Origin of the sequence: Paraburkholderia lacunae, assembly GCF_003353175.1 — a bacterium.
Classification (GTDB): Bacteria; Pseudomonadota; Gammaproteobacteria; order Burkholderiales; family Burkholderiaceae; genus Paraburkholderia; species Paraburkholderia lacunae.
In genome coordinates this window covers 109,746-127,114 of record NZ_QHKS01000022.1, presented here as the reverse complement: position 1 = coordinate 127,114, position 17,369 = coordinate 109,746, and the positions used below count along the sequence as shown (strand labels likewise).

Here is a 17,369-nt window from a genome sequence, read left to right as displayed (position 1 = left end):
GGTTCGATGAGCGGGGTGTGGAAACGGGGTTAGGGTGAGGTTACTCGGGCACCGCCAGACGAAAGGGGCGGCAACAGACAAACCGAACCTACCGCTACCGCGCCACATCTCGACTCTACCGGTTATCGCTCCCGGTGGTCGGCGCAGACTGGCACTCCCTTCACCTGAAGGGAGATCGTCATGGAAGCGACTGCCATTGTCAGCACCAGCATGTGGGACGACCGGCAACCTGCAGTCTGCGAGACCTTTCCTCTGTCCGGCATCGAGGTTTACGTGCCGTGAGCATGTTCTGCGTGATCGTCGCGGTTTCCCCGGTTCGCGCGGAGCGCGTCGCGGCCTCGGCGCAGGCGAGTGCCGCGATGCCGTCCTGGAGGGTGACCGGCATGGCAGCCTCATCCTTGACGGCTTGGACGAAAGCGGCCCATTCCGCTTCGTAAGCACGCATGTAGCGTTCGAGAAAGAAGTAGACCGGTTTTGCGGAAAGCGTGCTCCTCCGATACCGGCGTCAGCCCGCTGCGTCAGTGACGATTCCGATGGATGCCGGAACGGGTTGAACGAACCGCCTGAGGATGAGCACTTGTCGAATCTGTGCCGCGGGCGCGGCACGTTGGGGCGCAATGTTCCCGTCGGAACCCGATGAACTGTGCGTCAGCTCCACCAAGGTATCGGCAAAGTGCCACTATTTCCTGGATTCACACGCCATGCGCACCGCCAGACCTGTCAAAACGCTCCCCATCAACCAACGTTGCACCAATAGCCACAGCGGGCGTCCAGACAGAAAGGCAGATATCGATCCGGCCATCATGGCGATAATCGCATTCACAGCGAGGCTGATTGAAATCTGAACGCTACCGAGCGCCAGCGACTGGGTGAGAACGCTGCCATGTCCCGGCGTAATAAATTGGGGAAGCAGAGACAGATACATGACGGCGATTTTCGGATTCGCCAGGTTAGTGATAAACCCCATGCTAAAGAGCTTTCTAGGGGTATCGACCGGTAGGTCGCGCACTGCGAACGCAGACCGTCCCCCAGGCTTAACCGCTTGCCAGGCAAGATATAGAAGGTATAAAGCCCCGCCAAAGCGAAGCGTGTCGTATGCGTAAGGTACCGCAAATACGAAAGCCGTAATTCCGAATGCCGCGCAGAGCATGTAGAACACAAAGCCCAGAGCAACGCCTCCCAACGAAATGAGGCCTGCGCGTTTACCTTGGCAAATTGAACGGGAAATCAGATAGATCATGTTTGGTCCAGGCGTTAAAACCATTCCCAACGCTACAAGACCGAACATGAACAGATTTGCAAAATCAGGCATAACCCCTCTCCAAAGATAGTAGGTAATGCCCAGGCGCGCGGCGGCTAAAGACCTCATGCTCCCCGATAGTGCCCTATCTGTATGCGCCAGTCACATGAGAACGAAGATTATTGCACGGGAAAAAATTTATGCGATAGAAGATGCGGTTGAGGGACGCTTCGTAAGAGCCCGCTGTTGCGGAATTTGAGCGGCGGCTCCGGGCCGGCCAGGGTCGACCGCATCACGCAGGGGGCGGGCCAGAAGCGGCCTCTGGCGCAATTCATGTCGCACTCGTTTCGACGTCGGATCAGCGTTCGACACCCGTCATTTGGCCAGGCCATCAGCGCACGATAGAGAAGGGCAAGACGCGGCTGGATTCCGGGTCGTCTTGCACGACGCATCCACGCGACGCCCGCCGTGCTTCGCCGCGCGATGATTACATGGGATGTAATTGGCGCAAGGAACGAGCGCCGCTACTCTTCGGCTGTCGCGCCACCATTCCGGTAGCGCTCACCGCCAAGGCGATACCATGTCCAGCTATCCCGTTCACACGATCGAATCTGCTCCCGCGCAATCGAAGCCCGTGCTCCAGCAACTTCTACAGGCGTTCGGCCTGATCCCGAACATCGCCGCCAAGATGGCCGCTTCACCGGTGCTGATCAACGGGTTCATCGGCCTGTTCCAGCGCGTGCATGCGAGCAGCCTGACCGAGCCGCAGATTCAAACGTTGTTGCTGACCAACGCAGTCGCGAACGCCAGCGAATGGCCGGTCGCGTTTCACACGGCGCTCGCGTTGAAGGAGGGCGTGCATCCCGCCGACGTCGACGCGATCCGGCACGGCATCTTGCCTGATGACGCCGGACTGGCCGCACTATCGGCATTGGCGCGCACGCTGATAGAAAAGCGCGGCCGCCTGGCCGAATCGGACCAGAGACGCTTCCTCGAAGCGGGGTTCAGCGCCGAGCAGATACCGTTCGCCAGCATGAGCCGTTTCCGGCGATCGTCATGGATCGCCACTGGAACGTTCTGATGACCAACGAGGCCGCGCCGCGCTTCTTCGACTGTTTCATCGACATGGCCTCGCGCGAAGGTCCGCGCAACATGCTGCATCTGATCTTCGATCCACAGGGCATGCGCCCATTCGTGGCCGATTGGGACACGGTCTCGCGAAGCTTGCTGCAGCGCGTATATCGAGAATCGGTCGGTCACATGGTCGATGCCGGCACCAGGCGTCTGCTCGACGAGTTGCTTGCCTATCCAGACGTGCCGCGCGACTGGAACACGCATCAGGGGCCGCCCGCCGCGCCCACGATGCCCGTCATTCCGCTGGGTTTCGTCAGCGAGGGAGTCGTGCTTCGATATTTCTCGATGGTCACGACTGTGGGCGCACCGCAGAACGTCGTGGCGCAGGAACTACGCCTGGAATGCATGTTCCCCGCCGATGACGAAACCGAAGCACGCCACCGGCAGTTGCTCGCGGTACATCAGAAACATCACTGACCCGCTGGCGGATGTTCCGATGTGCCCTATGACTGCGAGGCGAATGATAGAAATTCGCGCGCAGCTTGCTACACCCCCACCTACACCGGAATGTCGGTCATGGCCGGCATTGCCCTCGCCGGCATTGCACTGGTCTGGTTATGTGCACCTCCGCGTGTGCGCTGAACCGCCTTGGGGAACGCTTGGGCAACGTTGGTCGCAGATCATCCTCGCTGCGTCAGCCGCATCACTTTGTCCTGACCGGAATCCATCGTCGGCACCGTCGGTCGCGACGCTGACACCGTGGGCGCTGCGCTCAGGCCGAATACGCGAGGTTGACGTCGTGATCCGGATTCAGCAACCCTTTACAAGGAGGCGACCCATGGCCAAGCTCAGGCTTCCCGCTCAAGTGGCAGCGTTACCGTGCTTTCACGCGCTTACGTTGGACGAGATCATTCGCATGCTCTCCTTACTGCGCGAGCGGTACCTGGTGCTCGTCGGCCAGCGTCAGAATACCTTCACGCCGGTTGAAGGCGGCTACAACGTGAGCACCGTGGAGTTTGGCCCCACAGCGATGCGCTTCGTCTACTACACCAACGGCCGGCAGGTCATCCTGATCGATCTGCAGGTGATTCGGAACATGACGCTCGACGCCCTTCACGACTTCCTGGTGATCACGCGCGTTCGGTATACCGAGGAGCCGATCGAGGAAGGATGGATGTCCTCTTACTGCAATCCTTCCGGACTGCAATACGCCGCGTCGTCGAGCCTCAAGACCGGAAAGGTCGTATCCGCCGAGTACGGGATCGTACCCGAGGAGCCACAAATGGAGTACGACGGGCCGTGGGTGAGTGGAGGCAGCGACGTGAGTAACGCGCAGGCGATGGATCAACAGATCGTGCCGCTGCTCATCCGCGACCACGTCGTCAATAGTCCACAAGGTCCAGGAATCTTCGTCAACCTGGAACTCACGCGAGCCGGGGTACCCGGGCGGAATAGCCTGACAGCGACGCTCGGAAATGCGTTTCAGTAGGGTGACGTAGCTGGATCACGCATCGTCGTGCGCTCACGCGGCAGTAGACAAGGGCAGGCGTCGAACAACACGAATAGCCGATCGAACTATATCTATACGAAAGTCGGCCTGCCGCCAGGTAACAGACGTGCTATCTGTCAGTCGGATGCGCGGACGAATCCCGGGCGGGGCTGACTCTCGAACTGCGGCGTGCCAGACCGCGGATTCAAGTTCGACTCGCGACAGTCGACGTCAGCATCGTTCCAGATTCGCACGGCATCGCGACAACCGGCCTATTTCAACTTGCTAACGCGTACTCGTCAGAGCGACGATAAAGTCAAGAAACACTCTTGTCTTGGCCGGCATGTGGTGCCGGGATGGATGGTACGCATAGAGCGGGAAGCGCTCATCCGGCCAGTCTGGGAACAGATTAATGAGCTGTCCCTCCCGGATCAGGTGCTCGGCTCCGAGCAGAAGCATCTGCGCGACGCCGGAGCCAGCCAGACACGCGTTGAGGAGTGCGCTCGGATCATTCACCGTAAGCCGTCCATTCGTTTCGACAACAAGCTTTTTGCGCTTGCGATGAAACTCCCACGGATACGGCTTTCCGGTTTCCGGGTTCCGGAATTCGAGGCACCTGTGCACCCCGCGCCCCAGCTCTTGTGGCTCCGCTGGCCGCCCTCGGCGAGCGAGGTACAAGGGCGAGGCGACAGTGACAATCGCGGTGTCAAGGAGCTTGCGCGCAATCAGACTGGATGAGCGAGGTTCGCCGAATCGCAAGGCCAGATCGAAGCCGTCCATGATGAGGTCACCGAGCTGATCTCTCGCCATGAACTCGAGTTCAAGCTCAGGATGCGCATCCATGAATTCGTCGAGCTTCGGGCCCAGGATGATTCGCGAAAAAACCGGGTCAAGATTGATTCGCAGCTTCCCGCGCACTGTCGCGGCTGCCGCCGCTTCCTCCATTCCCCTTAAGTGCGGCATGACCTGCTCGTAGAACCGTCGGCCCTCTTCAGTCAGGGAAACGGCGCGGGTCGTCCGATTGAAGAGCCGTATTTTTAGCCGCCTTTCGAGTCGAGCGATTGCCCGGCTCACCCCAGGTGGCGACATACCCATCACTTCGGAGGCGGCAGCGAACGTCCCCGCATCGACGACGGCAGCAAATACGCTGATACCGCTAGAGAGATTCTCGCTGGACGATCTCATTGGCGCTGCTTCCCGGTCATTTAATGGTCAGAAGACGTTCAGTCGAACGCCAACATAGCACGCGGGACGGCTTCGACTCATTAGTAACTGTCAGTCATTTTACAAGTGTCATTCGTGTCATTTAGTTTCTTGTCGTGTTTACCCACAATGCATCCCAACAGGAGGTTCAACCTCAACGACCCAAAGGAGCATCGCCATGAATACCCGCCGTCTCGCACTTGCCATCGCGGCAGCCATCGCCTTTCCCGTCGCTGGATACGCTCAGGAATCCAGCTCGACTGTCACTCGTGCGCAGGTGCGCGCAGAGCTCGTACAACTGGAAAGCACGGACCGGGTGGGCAAGCTTGTTGAGGCGGTGACCGATCAGTCACTGGAGGTCTACTTCCGGGAGCACATTTTCATGCCGCTCGGCATGAGCAATTCGGGATTTCTGATCAGCGGTGCGCAGAAGCGGCGAGTGGCAACAATGCACAACCGGCAACCCGACGGATCGCTCAAGCCCGCTCCGTTCGAGATCAACCAGCGGCCCGAGTTCTTGATGGGTGGCGGCGGTGCATTCAGCACGCCGCGCGATTACATGGCGTTCCTGCAGATGCTCGTGAACGGTGGGACGTACCGCGGCGAGCGGGTCCTGCGTGCCGACACCGTTGCGACGATCTTCCAGAATCAGATCGGAGATCTTCAGGTAACCGAAATGAAGACGGCGCAGCCGGCGTGGTCGAACAGCTTCGACCAATTTCCCGGAACGCCTCACAAGTGGGGGTTCTCTTTCGACATCAACACACGGCCGGGTCCGCATGGCCGCAGCGCGGGCAGCATCAGTTGGGCGGGACTGCTGAACAGCTATTTCTGGGTTGATCCGGTCAGGAAGGTGGCCGGCACGCTGTTCACGCAGATCCTGCCGTTCTACGACCCTCGTGTGGTGGATCTGTACGGACAGTTCGAGCAGGGGCTGTATCACGGCTTGCAGCACGCCTGAGCAACGGCCAGCGATCGGAACGCATCTATCTACGCAAGGAGAAACTGCAATGTATGCAATCACAGGGATAACAGGAAAGGTCGGCGGTGCGGTGGCGCGCACGTTGCTCGCAGCGGGCCAGCCGGTAAGTGCGGTGGTACGCGATGTCGCTCGGGCACGTTCGTGGGCTGAGCGCGGGTGTGAAGTGGTGACAGCGGACATGGACGACGCGGCGTCCCTTGCCGCTGCTTTCGAGGGCACGCAAGGCGTCTTTATTCTGCCGCCGTCCGAGTTCGACCCGTCGCCGGGCTTTCCCGAGGCACGTGCTGTCATTGACGCCGTACGCGGGGCGCTTCAGTCGGCGGCATCAGCCAAGGTTGTTTGCCTGTCGACGATCGGCGCGCAGGCCACCGAGACCAATCTGCTCATGCAACGTACGCTGCTGGAGCAGGCGCTTCGCGATTTACCGATGCCCGTGACATTCCTGCGTCCCGGCTGGTTCATGGAAAACGCCGCATGGGACGTTGCGCCGGCTCGGGACAATGGGATGATCCGCAGCTTTCTGCAGCCGCTCAACAAGGCTGTGCCGATGGTCGCGACCGCGGACGTTGGTCGCGTTGCCGCACAACTGCTCCAACAAACGTGGCGCGGCGCGCGTGTCGTCGAGCTGGAGGGGCCGCGACGTGTGAGCCCGAACGATCTGGCCGAGGCATTTGCCCAGGTGCTCGGTCGTCCGGTGCGAGCGGAGGTGGTGGCGCGCGAAACATGGAGCGCGCTGTTCCGGTCCCAAGGCATGAAGGAACCGTTGCCGCGTATGCGCATGCTCGACGGGTTCAATGAAGGCTGGATCGCCTTCGAAGGCGAGGAAGCCGACATCGTCAAGGGCGAAGTGGAACTGGAAACCGTTCTGCGAGGCCTCGTCTCGCAGGCGGCCTAACGCGGGCGCAGCCGGTGACGTGCGCGCGCAGCACAGGTCGTCGTCGGCCACATGTGGGCCGAATCTGCCTGGCAGTTGGCGTCCGCAGGCGAACGCCGCGGGTTACCTTGAGGGACGGATGCGTGGCCTTCGATGGAGCGACGCGCTTATTACGACGCAAAGCGAAAAAAGGGGACAAAGATTGCGGACGTTGAGACTACCTGCGTTCTCGGTCAGAGGGGGGCTGAGCTCCAGCGCTGCGACGTGGGTGCTGTTGCAGCAGGTGCTGTTGCGCGGCCTCGTGGCGGTGAAATTTCTCATGATCGGCCGAATTCTCGGGCCGGAGGCGATCGGCAGCGTGAGCGTCGCATTGTTCGCGGTTGCGATCGGCGAAGCGCTGTCGGATACCGGTCTGTCGCAGGCGGTCATCCAAGGCCCGGTTGCGCCGACGCGTGATGAACTCGGCTCCGTCTGGACGACGCTCGCCACCCGCGGCGTGCTGGTCGGCGCAGTGCTGGTCGCGATCGCGCCATTGATGAACAACCAGTTCCATCTGGGCGGTGCGCTGCTGCTGTTGCAACTCGGGGCGCTCCTGCCGCTATTGCGCGGTATTGCGTCGCCGTCGTATTACGTCATGCAGCGCGAGCGGCGCTTTCAGCATGTGGCATGTATCGAGGTGTCGGCGGCATTCCTCGATTGCTGCATCGGCCTCACGTTAGCGCTCTCCGGCGCAGGCGCCTATTCGTTGCTGATCGGGATGATTGTCGGCGAATCACTGAAGACCACGCTTACGTGGGCCACGATGAAACCGCGGCCGCCGATTCGTCTGCGCTGGTCGGGCATTGGTCATTACATCAACTTCAGCCGCTGGATCTGGGCGGGAAGCGTCGTCAATCTGGTGCTCAACCAGTTCGACAAGGTGATGGTCGGCAAACTGTTGGGACCGGCGCAACTGGGCGCGTATCAGATGTCGTCGCGGCTTGCACAGATGCTGCTCGCCGATGCGGCGATCGCCATGTCCCAGTATCTGTTCCCGACGTTCGCCGCGCGTCATCGTGCCGATCCGCAAGCCTCTGCGCGTCTGTTCAAGCGCTCTATCGGTGTGATCGCACTGGGTCTTGCGGTGGTGGTGGTCGTGCTGCGGCTCGCCGCGCCAATGCTGTTCTCGCTCGTCCTCGGACCGGCGTGGCTGCCCGCCGTGCCGCTCTTCAAGATCTTCGTTATCAACATGGCGATTGGTGCGCTGATCGCGGTACTCGTGTCGTATCTGCGCGCGGTCGGCGACGCGAAGGCGACAACGCAGGCGTCGGCGATCGACGTCGTCGTGCTGCTCGTTTGCGTGCCGCCGGCGACCCACTTCTGGGGCGTGACGGGCATCGCGTGGGCGCTGACGTTGGGACTGAGTTCCGCTGCGGCGTGGATGGCCTACCGAACGACGAGGGTGGTGCTATGACGCGGATTCTGCACAGTATGCGGCTCCTCGCATCGGTCAAATGCAGTGGAAGGAATAGAAATGACGCCAAGCTCCAATGAACTGCCTTTCAACAGGTACCAGTCCAATGTCCACTCACAGAATGGCGAGGACGGCGTAGTCGCTGAAATAAACAGACGCTTGAATGTAAGCGCTGATGCCGACAACTGGTGTGTGGAGTTTGGTGCGTGGGACGGGATACATTTAAGCAATACGTTCCAGCTTGTGGAGCGAGGCTGGAACGCCATTTATATCGAGGGTGATAGGGAAAGATACAACGACCTCCTGACTACAGCCGGGAAGTACCCAAAAATAATACCGGTCAACGCTTTTGTGGCGCGATTTTCGGCCGATGAGCTTTCGCTTGATTCCATCCTCGGTAAAACTGAGATTCCGGCTGAATTTACACTGCTCTCAATCGACATAGATTCATACGATTGCGACGTATGGGAATCTTTGAAAAACTACACGCCAAAAATCGTCATTATTGAAATAAACTCGAGTGTGCCGCCTGGGGTGGTGTGGAGGCACAGCGAAAAAACCAAAGGGAACACATTTTCTGCCACCTGTCGTGTGGCGGAGAAGAAGGGCTATACGCTTGTTTGCCATACAGGAAACCTGATTTTTGTTAGAGACGATCTGATAGAAAAATTGAATATTGACAAACGCTATATTGACTATCCTGAACTGCTGTTCCAGTTCGATAGCGTATGGGTGCCAAGCAATATGTTTCCTGAGCCGCGAGCGATATCCCTGATAAAAGAATTCGCCGTAAGGCTGACCCCAAAACCGCTTTTGCCTATTGTGAAAAGGACTTATCGGGCAATTGTCGGAGTGCCTCGCTGACTCGGCGTACATAGTCGCTCGCTTTACGTAGTGGCCATATACGGATGGTGGCCCGCCGGTCAAAGCGAACATTCGAGCGGCGGCTGCGCCCAGATAACGGACCGCCGTGCGTAGATCCTGTTCGGTGCGTTGTCGGCCATAGCCGTCATTGGGATGAGCTGGGTTCTACGTCAGCAATGTGGCAGATTGCTGACGATGGCGGCATCGAGCAACCCGGTGGCAGCATCCTGCATTAGTGCGCTCACACTCCCGACCTTAAGCGGCCCTTCGACTCGATGCGAGCGCTATGGCAGCTTCCAAACTGGAACTGCCAGGGGGTTTAACTCAGGCGATGACCTTCTGCTCCCCGGCAGCCTGCTCGCGCATGCGACGGGCTTCGTCGCGCAGGAACTGCTGGTAATCGTCCAGATCGCCGTCGAAGGGCTCGACGCCACCCTTGGTGACGAGCCAGAACTCGTCACATACCGTGCGCAGCAGGGAACGGTCGTGACTGACCAGCATCACTGTGCCTTCGAATTCGTTGAGTGCCATGCCTAGCGCTTCGCGTGTGGCCAGGTCCAGGTGGTTGGTAGGCTCGTCGAGCAGCAGCAGGTTGGGGCGCTGCCACACGATCATGCACAACACGAGCCGCGCCTTTTCGCCGCCGCTCATCGTGCTGACCGCCTGATGGACCATGTCGCCACTGAAGTTGAAGGTGCCGAGGAAGGTGCGAAGCGATTGTTCGGTGCCACTCTGGCCGGGGGCACGCATGTGCGCCGGCGTGTCCTTGGCAAGGCTGATCATGTGTTCCATCGGCGTGTCGAGAGGACGCAGCACGTCGAGTTCCTGCTGTGCGAAGTAGCCGATGTTCAGGCCTTTGCCTTCGCTGATTTCGCCGGCAATCGGCGCCAGCTCGTGCGCCACCGTCTTCACCAGAGTGGACTTGCCTTGGCCGTTGGCGCCGAGAATGCCGATGCGCTGCCCGGCCAGCACGGATCGGTTGATGCCCCGCACGATGACCGTCGGCGGCGTGCCCGGCGGTGCGCCGGTCGGCGCCGCGTAGCCGAAGCTCGCGTCCAGCATCGACAACAGCGGGTTCGGGACGTTGAGCGGCTCCTTGAACTCGAAGTTGAACTCTGCGTCGGCAAGCACTGGTGCGATCTTCTCCATGCGTTCGAGTGCCTTGACCCGGCTCTGCGCCTGCTTCGCCTTCGAGGCCTTGGCCTTGAAACGGTCGATGAATTTCTGCAGGTGGGCGATCTTGTCCGCCTGCCTGGCCATCGCGGCCTGCTGCAACACCAGTTGCTCAGCGCGCATGTCTTCGAACTTGCTGTAGTTGCCGCCATAACGCACGAGCTTGGCGTTGTCGACGTGCACCGTCACCTGCGTCACCGCGTCGAGGAATTCGCGATCGTGGCTGATCACTACCAAGGTTCCTTGATAGCGCTTGAGCCACGCTTCCAGCCAGACCAGCGCGTCGAGGTCGAGGTGATTGGTCGGCTCGTCGAGCAACAGCAAGTCGGACGGGCACATGAGCGCGCGCGCCAGTTGCAGTCGCATGCGCCAGCCGCCGGAGAAACTGTTGACCGGCTGGCTAAGCTGCGCAGCACCAAAGCCAAGGCCCAGGATCAGCGCTTGGGCACGTGCGGGGGCATCATGTGCACCGGCGTCGTGCAGGGCCATGTAGGCGTGCGCCATGCGCATGCCATCGTCGCTGGCCTCAGCGGCGGCTACTTCAGTCTGCGCAGCCAGCAGTACGGTGTCACCCTCGATTACGAAGTCGGTCGCACTCTGCTCGGTCTCCGGCATCTCCTGCGCGACCTGGCCCATCTTCCATGCAGCGGGAATCGAGAACTCGCCGCCGTCTTCGTGCAGCGTGCCGTTGAGAAGGCCGAAGAAGGATGACTTGCCGGCGCCATTGCGGCCGACAAGGCCAATCCTTTCGCCGGGGGTGAAGGTGACGGAGGCGCGGTCGAGTACGACATTGACGCCGCGGCGCAGCGTGACATTACGGACGGAAATCATAAGGAGCTACTTCGGAGAGGATAGGCATGATAGCCGACCGGACGTACAGGGCTGTCTCTTTTCTGGCCGCACGAGTGAAGAGTCGCTTGCGCTTTGCGGCGCCCTCGGCCACAAAGCGAGGCGGGCACTGGCGCACCGGGCGTTTCGGCTGCGGGGCCAGCGAACAGACGGTGAGTGACGGTTCCTGGCCTGTAGCACGCATCCGACGTGCACACAGGGGGAGGCGGTCCTCCGCGGCCAGAACAAAATCAGACTCCGATCAATCAATTGGAGTCCGCCATGGAAACCAAGCAAACTCGGGAGCCTTGGAACAAAGGCAAGTTAATCGGGCAAAAGCCACCGCTGAAGCCGAAAGAAATCTGGGCAATACGGATTCATCTCCAGAATGCCCATTCGGTTCGCGATCTGGCGCTGTTCAACGTCGCAATCGATAGCAAGTTGCGCGGCTGCGATCTCGTCAATCTCCGTGTGTGCGATGGTCTGACGCTTGATAAAGGAGCGGCGCACTACAGTGCCGGGTGATACACTGATTGCATCGCTTCCAGTCTTCTCTCATGCCTGTCGTCCATCGGAGTTCGCGTTCACGGGCGGCACCCGATTCCCGTCTACTGCCTGGTTAGCTTTCTCCCCTTTCCAGAGGAAGCGATATTCCGTCTCCGGACGCCGATTCCGCTAGCTGCGCCGCCGCGATAGTTGCTCCATCCCGACCTGTGCGGCGCGCTGTGCATCGCCATTTCGTTTGCGGCAATCGCCCATTTGCCACGCGCTGGGCGGTTCCCGGCTACTTCTCGTCATGGCCCACACCTTTGGACTACATCATGAGCGAGTACGTCAGAACTTACAGAGGGTTGGAGATTTATCCCCTCGTCTATCCCCACATTCCTCGGGGTGCCGTTGGATCATACGACCACGGCGCTGGCTTCGACGCTGCTGTCAGGATATGCCGCCGAGGCACCAACGACACACTGACGGCCAGCCGCGTATTTCGGGTTCCACATCGTGCGCCGTTTGGCGAGGCGGGCAAGGCGCGCAAGGCGTCGAGCGACTATGCGGAGCGCCTAATTGATGGGCAGGTCGACGGGCAGTCGGTGCGCGATCTATGAGCGGGCCGCAAGACCGTGCAATCGACGAGGAGACACGAATGCAGCAATATAAGCTTGAGGCGGAGAACTATGAGGTCGCCGCATCGTTTCGTCGGACGATGGGTGGCGTTGTCCCGACGTTGAAGGTGATCCGTCTTTCCGACAAGCGGGTTATCTATCCGTTTCGCGGCTGCGCAGACATGCCCCTATGCGAGGATCCACAGAGCGCGAAGAACTTCGCCGAGGTCTACGGCTGGAAACTCGTGAACGGCGATATTGCGGTTCCAGAGTAATCTGACGGCCCACCGTCGAGCGCCGCCGCGTACGGCTATCGGGCCGCATCGACGTGCGGCCAAACGGGTAGGCAAGGGCCATGGATTCACTACTGTTAACAGCTACCCGCGTGCACACGTTCTCGCAGGATGCGATGCTGACGAGCGCGAGCGGCTTATCTCTTTTGCCCGCGAGAAGCGGCTACTCTTCGTGACGAGCCGGCACGTCCTTATTGACGAGCAGAGCGGCCATTACCCGGCCAGAATCGAAATCGAACTGCACACCGATCCGGCGAACCTCGGTGCTTCCACCTGGTTTTCAGTCCCGCTTTATGTCGACCGGCGAGCCGTCTGGCGACAAGGCTGCGATGCAGGCGGTGCGATCGATGTGGCTGCTGTCGAGCTGCAGGAATCGGCGTTGCCGGATACGATGGCTTATCGGACCTTTACCCAGGCGCACCTGCCGGACCTGGACGAGGCCGTTGAGATTGGCAGCCCGCTTCTCGTGGTGGGGTATCCGCTTGGCTTTCATGATTCGCTTCACCATCTGCCGGTGGTTCGGCATGCTGTTGTCGCGTCTTCGTTCGGCTTGAGATTCCAGGGAAAAGGGCAATTTCTGACCGACGCGCGAACGCATCGGGGAACCAGCGGAGCCCCTGTTGTCATCGCAGACAGCGGACAGTTGAATACGCACGATGACGGACTGCACTGGACGCTGCTCGGCGTCCGTTCGACGCGCTACGATATCGGTGCGCGCGACACTGAGCATGACGAGGCGCTTGGCCTGAACTGCGCGTGGTATGCAGACATTCTGTTGAAGCTCACTGAACGCTGACGACCCATGGCGTGGTGAAATGCACTGCATTCCTCACTATCGTCTTCTTTGCGCCGGACACGATAAAATCCGGCGACGTGGCGTTTGACCCGCGCAGAAACGTAGCTGTGACACATACAGGTGAAGACCTGCATAGCCAATAGAACGCCATCTGGACGTAGATTGCAGCCAACCTCGGGCAGCCCCTTTTCCCGCGGACGCTGCCTTTAACGCGATGCGCTCTGCAATCGGTTCGGTGATGCGGGCTTAGGGCATGAAGCGGGAAACCGTCAAGCTCGCGGCCGGCACTCGGACGCCGGGTGCCGCAGTACCTGACATTGCGTGGACGATAGCGATGCGCGGCTCGCGTGCAAGCACGAAAACGATGCCCTGCGTGAGCAGGTCGTCGCGGGGAAGCCGGCTAGACGCCAGGTTCCCTCTTCGTCCCGTCACGATTTAGTTTGCTTTTCGACGGGTTTGAGCGCATGGTGAAGTGATCCCGATGTACCTGGCCGCCCTTTTTTCGCATCCGGACAGGCATGATTCCATGACGGTCAGTAGCGCTTAAGGAGCGCGCACCATCATGACCATCCCCACCATCGAATACAGAGGGTACGAGCTACGTGCGTACTCTCATCAGGTATTCCCGCTGCATCGTGACCCGTATGCCAAAGGTCCGAGGCAGTTCTCATCGATCGTGCGAATCGACACCATTCCGTCCAGCGAGGTCAAGGCCCGGCGCTATGCAACGTTGTTCGACACGGTAAGTCCCACCACCGCGGACGACGCCATCGAGCTCGCGATGCAATACGGCAAAGACATTATTGATGGCAAGGTTGAGGCGACCGGACTCTGACACGCCGAATGCCAGTCAGTCCACAGCGCGAGTGGAGCAGGTCATGCAATATCCGCTTTATGTGCACCGCGACGGCGATACCGGCTTTCGTGCCAGTTTTCCCGATTTTCCCCGAGCCGCTGCGCGTGGCCATTCGTTCGATGAACTGAAACGCAATGCGCAGGAGGTCGTCGAATTGATGTACGACCGCAGCGAGCAACTCATACCCGCTCCCACCTGCAGTACGTCGGAATTGCAATCGCTCGACATGGACGATGGCCGTGGGATCTGGATGTTCATCGAGATCAATCTGGCGCGGGTTACCTCGAAAACCGTGGGCGTTCAATTCAGTCTGCCCGAGAGTCTGCTTCAGCGAGTCGATGCTGCAGCAAAAGAACGTCGCTTGACGCGCGCCACGTTCATTACGCTGGCTGCCGTACACGAACTTGAGACCCGAGACGAAGGGCAATTGTCCTGTACGCCGGTTTCCCGGTGGGTGTTCGTGGACGGATGACATCGCTCGCGCTACGACGGGCATCAGGAATCAAACCCGAACTTACGATGTGTCGCGTCGTCCCGACTATCGAGGGTGGCGCCAACCGTCTGTTGGCGAACCAGTTTTTTCCACAGTAGGAGTGCATCATGATCGATGACCAGGTAAATGCCGAAGAACTGGCAGAAAGCAGGAGAAAGAGAGAGGCCGCAGCGAACGCAACGGATGATGGCATGGCGGTGGCTCCGGAAAATGAAAAGCCAATCGTCGAAGCGACTCAAAACAGAGCGCCGAAGCAATGGGTCAGGCACGCAAGAAAATGGCTGGGTGCTGGAAGCGGCTTTATGCGACCTTGAACGTCGGTGACTCATAAGGAAGATATTGTTCCGCCCTGAGACGGCGGAAGCGGAAGAACCGGCGAAGCGTCGGTTTTTTTCTGTGGCGTGGCATTGTCCCGGCACGAGGGCCCGAATGGGAGCTCGGACGTCAGATCCGCTGGCACAGGTATTAGAAGAACGGGCACGGTGCCATACCGCGATCCAGGCGAGGCAGCATGGATTCGACGTGAAGCCGCACGCGTGAAGCCTTCCGCGGCTCGTGTGACAAGTTCGGGGCGCCCCACACCCTGTACGGTAGCGCGCAGATATGTCAGCCCGGCCGGTACAGACTCGATCCGTGACACCAAATCAACTCTGCAAGGATCCCGATGTCGAGCGACCAATTCGAACGAGACCTGACGCATCTCGAACGGATCATTCCGTTACTTGTGCACGGAAATCCCCTCGCGCTAGCGTACTGGCGGCGTCGCGTTTCGTCGCTATCGCCGCAGCAGAGTCTGCTTCCCGATGGAACCAGGCGTGTAACCCGACTGCTTAACGTATTCGATGAAGTCGAGCGTGCATTGATATCAGGCAAGGTCACCGCCCGACGGTCACCGGGATGAACCTCGACGCGTTTACGTCTCGGTCGCAGCGTCGTCAAATCCGGCAACAGGCGCTCGAACTCCCGCTTCATCATGGTGCAGCATTCGCAGACATACCTAATGTAGCAGGGTGCTGCGGTGACGCCTCACAAGACGGCGTAGACGGGTTGGAGTAGTGGAATGGGGCCTGCTAACGATGGGATGGCGGGCGAAGTGAATTTCCGCCCTCATCGCATCAGATCACCGAGACCCTATCACTCCTTTCCGCCACCGTTGATTCCGCTTCCACTTCGCCATACCTGCTTTCCCCGCTCGGAGAGCTCGCCGCAACTATGCTCCGCGTCGGCCTCCGTCCCCTCTATCGCCATTTCGCCGCCTGCCTGTTCCTGCGCCTTCTGCTTCTGCCCGTGCCGCGCTGCCACGGCTTCATCGTGCGACCTGCCTGCGTAATTCATGGTCATTTCGCCAACTCCTCAAAAACAGTCTTTGCAACCTGCCAATCTGCCGAGCGCATGTCATTTCTCAAACGACAGTCCCAATTGCTTGCGTAGCCTGTCCAATACATGGTGTTCACCCATCCAACGGATCTCCCGCTTCCGCAGAAGGCTGCGTCTGTATCGCCGCAGCGACACGCCGAACATCAGCGCCAGCCCGACCGCGATGCCCCACATTGCGTACGTCATATCATCCTTTTCAATCTGTTCTCGCCTTACTTCAGGCGACAGACCGCGCGATAGAGAAATAGCACGCGCGCGCCCCAGCGCTTCCAAAGATCATGTTGAATCACTCAGTGCTTATGGCGCATCCAGTCCCGGATCGGATGCGTGTCCAGCCAACGGGCAACCGGCTCGCTTTTGTGTTCCCGCCCGTACCGTATCGCGGCAAATATCGCGACGCACAGCACCACCACGATCCCCACTACAAAACTGATCATTGACTGGCTCATGGCAGCCTCCCTTGAGGTCAGAACCATGCTTATATTTTAGGTGACCAGAGAAATAGCAGGAGCCATCTTCATTCAACGCTCCTTGTTTCGCGCGAACCTTGTCGCGCAGTTGCATAGTGCGATACGGGTGCGCCGCTACTCAGCGGGTCCAAGGATGACGTCAACAGCGGCCTGGCCGGCGATCTCCGAAACAAGGTAGGCCCAGCGGCGCGAAAACGGACCGCCTCGTATCTTGATGCGCTCGCCGAGCGCCACCACCCCGGGGGGCTTGATGGGTCCTTCAATGCGAAACCAGACGTCGAACATGTCCGCCGACGTGGGCAGCAGATCCACGTGAATCTCGAATCCGCGATAATTAACGGTTCGTTGCATGAATATCTCCAATTCCAGCGCCACCGCAAGACGGGCAAATCAATGGGCAGGATGTCTTTCTCGGCCATCGCCCTCAGGCGCACATCGCCCGCATCGCGCGCGGTGGCCGCTGGCGCGAGATCCACGTCAGAAACAATCTGGCTCTTGAGTTTGCCGCAGGTAAAGTCCACCGGCGTCACAACCCGAACATGGCGTCCGCTTGCCGATGTCATCCGATGAATTCAGTTCATCGCGACGAGCGGTGGAATCAGACTTCGATCCCGAGTGGGTGACTCCAGGCAAGCGCCGCACGCGCGCGCAGTGAGATGGCGTCAAGGCGCTGCCTCTTCGTCGCAGGCGGATTCCTCCAGCGCGAGGTTGACACCCGGCACGCAGCGAGCTCGTGATCTCGTGGCGCGAGCGCCGATTTGGCCACGTGAGCTGCTGTTTTCGGCCCGCACAAGGCTGTTG

General features: G+C 59.8%; 18 protein-coding genes, 3 pseudogenes and 1 riboswitch. Of the genes and pseudogenes, 14 read left to right on the top strand and 7 right to left on the bottom strand.

The window, feature by feature from the left end:
- Positions 1-310: 310 nt before the first annotated feature.
- Both DLM46_RS41010 and DLM46_RS28305 read right to left on the bottom strand, forming a co-directional pair.
- Positions 311-460 (bottom strand): annotated as a pseudogene (locus DLM46_RS41010) (Gfo/Idh/MocA family oxidoreductase); the annotation flags it as partial.
- A 219-nt stretch (positions 461-679) separates the two neighbouring features.
- Positions 680-1,312 carry a LysE family translocator gene (locus DLM46_RS28305; RefSeq protein WP_115105874.1) on the bottom strand — a complete coding sequence of 211 codons (633 nt, stop codon included), beginning with the start codon at positions 1,310-1,312 and terminating at the stop codon, positions 680-682.
- Positions 1,313-1,332: 20 nt separating this feature from the next.
- Positions 1,333-1,416: riboswitch (ZMP/ZTP riboswitch) on the bottom strand.
- 404 nt (positions 1,417-1,820) lie between these two features.
- Between DLM46_RS28305 and DLM46_RS28300 the strand changes: the two genes are divergently transcribed.
- From DLM46_RS28300 to DLM46_RS28290, 3 genes and pseudogenes are all read left to right on the top strand, one after another.
- A complete protein-coding gene (locus DLM46_RS28300) occupies positions 1,821-2,321 on the top strand; it encodes a carboxymuconolactone decarboxylase family protein (protein ID WP_115105872.1) in 501 nt (166 codons plus the stop codon).
- A pseudogene (locus DLM46_RS28295) lies at positions 2,261-2,791 on the top strand (MmyB family transcriptional regulator); the annotation flags it as partial. The gene DLM46_RS28300 and the pseudogene DLM46_RS28295, both read left to right, overlap by 61 nt.
- A 361-nt stretch (positions 2,792-3,152) precedes the next feature.
- Positions 3,153-3,803: a hypothetical protein gene (locus DLM46_RS28290; protein ID WP_115105869.1), complete on the top strand. Its 651-nt coding sequence runs from the start codon at positions 3,153-3,155 to the stop codon at positions 3,801-3,803.
- Positions 3,804-4,088: 285 nt separating this feature from the next.
- Here DLM46_RS28290 and DLM46_RS28285 read toward each other — a convergent pair whose 3' ends face one another.
- Positions 4,089-4,988 (bottom strand): LysR family transcriptional regulator, encoded by a 900-nt coding sequence (locus DLM46_RS28285; protein WP_115105866.1) that lies wholly within the window; start codon positions 4,986-4,988, stop codon positions 4,089-4,091.
- 196 nt (positions 4,989-5,184) lie between these two features.
- Between DLM46_RS28285 and DLM46_RS28280 the strand changes: the two genes are divergently transcribed.
- From DLM46_RS28280 to DLM46_RS28265, 4 genes are all read left to right on the top strand, one after another.
- The gene (locus DLM46_RS28280) at positions 5,185-5,967 is read left to right on the top strand and encodes a serine hydrolase (protein ID WP_115105864.1); all 783 of its coding nucleotides are present in this window, start codon (positions 5,185-5,187) and stop codon (positions 5,965-5,967) included.
- A 49-nt stretch (positions 5,968-6,016) separates the two neighbouring features.
- A complete protein-coding gene (locus tag DLM46_RS28275) occupies positions 6,017-6,883 on the top strand; it encodes an NmrA family NAD(P)-binding protein (RefSeq protein ID WP_115105862.1) in 867 nt (288 codons plus the stop codon).
- A 181-nt stretch (positions 6,884-7,064) separates the two neighbouring features.
- Positions 7,065-8,315, top strand: a complete 1,251-nt coding sequence (locus tag DLM46_RS28270; protein WP_115105859.1) for an oligosaccharide flippase family protein — start codon at positions 7,065-7,067, stop codon at positions 8,313-8,315.
- A gap of 60 nt (positions 8,316-8,375) precedes the next feature.
- Positions 8,376-9,179, top strand: coding sequence for a hypothetical protein (locus tag DLM46_RS28265; protein WP_115105857.1), 804 nt, complete (start codon positions 8,376-8,378; stop codon positions 9,177-9,179).
- A 324-nt stretch (positions 9,180-9,503) separates the two neighbouring features.
- On the opposite strand, the gene DLM46_RS28260 is transcribed toward DLM46_RS28265, so the two are convergent.
- On the bottom strand, positions 9,504-11,183 hold the full coding sequence (locus DLM46_RS28260; protein ID WP_115105855.1) for an ABC-F family ATP-binding cassette domain-containing protein: 1,680 nt from the start codon (positions 11,181-11,183) through the stop codon (positions 9,504-9,506).
- Between the two features lie 279 nt (positions 11,184-11,462).
- Here DLM46_RS28260 and DLM46_RS28255 point away from each other — a divergent pair.
- The 7 genes and pseudogenes from DLM46_RS28255 to DLM46_RS28225 all read left to right on the top strand — a co-directional run.
- A pseudogene (locus DLM46_RS28255) lies at positions 11,463-11,660 on the top strand (tyrosine-type recombinase/integrase); the annotation flags it as partial.
- Between the two features lie 341 nt (positions 11,661-12,001).
- Positions 12,002-12,286: a hypothetical protein gene (locus tag DLM46_RS28250; protein ID WP_115105906.1), complete on the top strand. Its 285-nt coding sequence runs from the start codon at positions 12,002-12,004 to the stop codon at positions 12,284-12,286.
- A gap of 38 nt (positions 12,287-12,324) precedes the next feature.
- Positions 12,325-12,558 carry a DUF6723 family protein gene (locus tag DLM46_RS28245; protein WP_115105904.1) on the top strand — a complete coding sequence of 78 codons (234 nt, stop codon included), beginning with the start codon at positions 12,325-12,327 and terminating at the stop codon, positions 12,556-12,558.
- Entirely contained in the window at positions 12,542-13,372 is an 831-nt protein-coding gene (locus DLM46_RS28240) for a trypsin-like peptidase domain-containing protein (RefSeq protein WP_341868607.1), read from the top strand. The genes DLM46_RS28245 and DLM46_RS28240 overlap by 17 nt, the downstream gene beginning before the upstream one ends.
- Before the next feature lie 562 nt (positions 13,373-13,934).
- The gene (locus tag DLM46_RS28235) at positions 13,935-14,207 is read left to right on the top strand and encodes a hypothetical protein (RefSeq protein WP_115105852.1); all 273 of its coding nucleotides are present in this window, start codon (positions 13,935-13,937) and stop codon (positions 14,205-14,207) included.
- A 31-nt stretch (positions 14,208-14,238) separates the two neighbouring features.
- Positions 14,239-14,700: a type II toxin-antitoxin system HicB family antitoxin gene (locus DLM46_RS28230; RefSeq protein WP_244306398.1), complete on the top strand. Its 462-nt coding sequence runs from the start codon at positions 14,239-14,241 to the stop codon at positions 14,698-14,700.
- A gap of 128 nt (positions 14,701-14,828) precedes the next feature.
- Positions 14,829-15,035, top strand: coding sequence for a hypothetical protein (locus tag DLM46_RS28225; RefSeq protein ID WP_115105832.1), 207 nt, complete (start codon positions 14,829-14,831; stop codon positions 15,033-15,035).
- Between the two features lie 820 nt (positions 15,036-15,855).
- Here DLM46_RS28225 and DLM46_RS28215 read toward each other — a convergent pair.
- The 3 genes from DLM46_RS28215 to DLM46_RS28205 form a co-directional block, all read right to left on the bottom strand.
- Entirely contained in the window at positions 15,856-16,062 is a 207-nt protein-coding gene (locus tag DLM46_RS28215; protein ID WP_115105828.1) for a hypothetical protein, read from the bottom strand.
- A 326-nt stretch (positions 16,063-16,388) separates the two neighbouring features.
- Positions 16,389-16,547: a hypothetical protein gene (locus DLM46_RS39655; protein WP_165848074.1), complete on the bottom strand. Its 159-nt coding sequence runs from the start codon at positions 16,545-16,547 to the stop codon at positions 16,389-16,391.
- Positions 16,548-16,682: 135 nt separating this feature from the next.
- Positions 16,683-16,919, bottom strand: a complete 237-nt coding sequence (locus DLM46_RS28205) for a hypothetical protein (RefSeq protein WP_115105901.1) — start codon at positions 16,917-16,919, stop codon at positions 16,683-16,685.
- Between the last annotated feature and the right edge of the window lie 450 nt (positions 16,920-17,369).

What these genes read in the sequence shown, in the direction of transcription:
- DLM46_RS28235 (WP_115105852.1), top strand. Translation starts at nt 13,935, where the DNA reads ATGACCATCCCCACCATCGAATACAGAGGGTACGAGCTACGTGCGTAC.
- DLM46_RS28260 (WP_115105855.1), bottom strand. Translation starts at nt 11,183, where the DNA reads ATGATTTCCGTCCGTAATGTCACGCTGCGCCGCGGCGTCAATGTCGTA.
- DLM46_RS28250 (WP_115105906.1), top strand. Translation starts at nt 12,002, where the DNA reads ATGAGCGAGTACGTCAGAACTTACAGAGGGTTGGAGATTTATCCCCTC.
- DLM46_RS28290 (WP_115105869.1), top strand. Translation starts at nt 3,153, where the DNA reads ATGGCCAAGCTCAGGCTTCCCGCTCAAGTGGCAGCGTTACCGTGCTTT.
- DLM46_RS28285 (WP_115105866.1), bottom strand. Translation starts at nt 4,988, where the DNA reads ATGAGATCGTCCAGCGAGAATCTCTCTAGCGGTATCAGCGTATTTGCT.
- DLM46_RS28245 (WP_115105904.1), top strand. Translation starts at nt 12,325, where the DNA reads ATGCAGCAATATAAGCTTGAGGCGGAGAACTATGAGGTCGCCGCATCG.
- DLM46_RS28265 (WP_115105857.1), top strand. Translation starts at nt 8,376, where the DNA reads ATGACGCCAAGCTCCAATGAACTGCCTTTCAACAGGTACCAGTCCAAT.
- DLM46_RS28215 (WP_115105828.1), bottom strand. Translation starts at nt 16,062, where the DNA reads ATGACCATGAATTACGCAGGCAGGTCGCACGATGAAGCCGTGGCAGCG.
- DLM46_RS28305 (WP_115105874.1), bottom strand. Translation starts at nt 1,312, where the DNA reads ATGCCTGATTTTGCAAATCTGTTCATGTTCGGTCTTGTAGCGTTGGGA.
- DLM46_RS28225 (WP_115105832.1), top strand. Translation starts at nt 14,829, where the DNA reads ATGATCGATGACCAGGTAAATGCCGAAGAACTGGCAGAAAGCAGGAGA.
- DLM46_RS28280 (WP_115105864.1), top strand. Translation starts at nt 5,185, where the DNA reads ATGAATACCCGCCGTCTCGCACTTGCCATCGCGGCAGCCATCGCCTTT.
- DLM46_RS39655 (WP_165848074.1), bottom strand. Translation starts at nt 16,547, where the DNA reads ATGAGCCAGTCAATGATCAGTTTTGTAGTGGGGATCGTGGTGGTGCTG.
- DLM46_RS28205 (WP_115105901.1), bottom strand. Translation starts at nt 16,919, where the DNA reads ATGCAACGAACCGTTAATTATCGCGGATTCGAGATTCACGTGGATCTG.
- DLM46_RS28300 (WP_115105872.1), top strand. Translation starts at nt 1,821, where the DNA reads ATGTCCAGCTATCCCGTTCACACGATCGAATCTGCTCCCGCGCAATCG.
- DLM46_RS28275 (WP_115105862.1), top strand. Translation starts at nt 6,017, where the DNA reads ATGTATGCAATCACAGGGATAACAGGAAAGGTCGGCGGTGCGGTGGCG.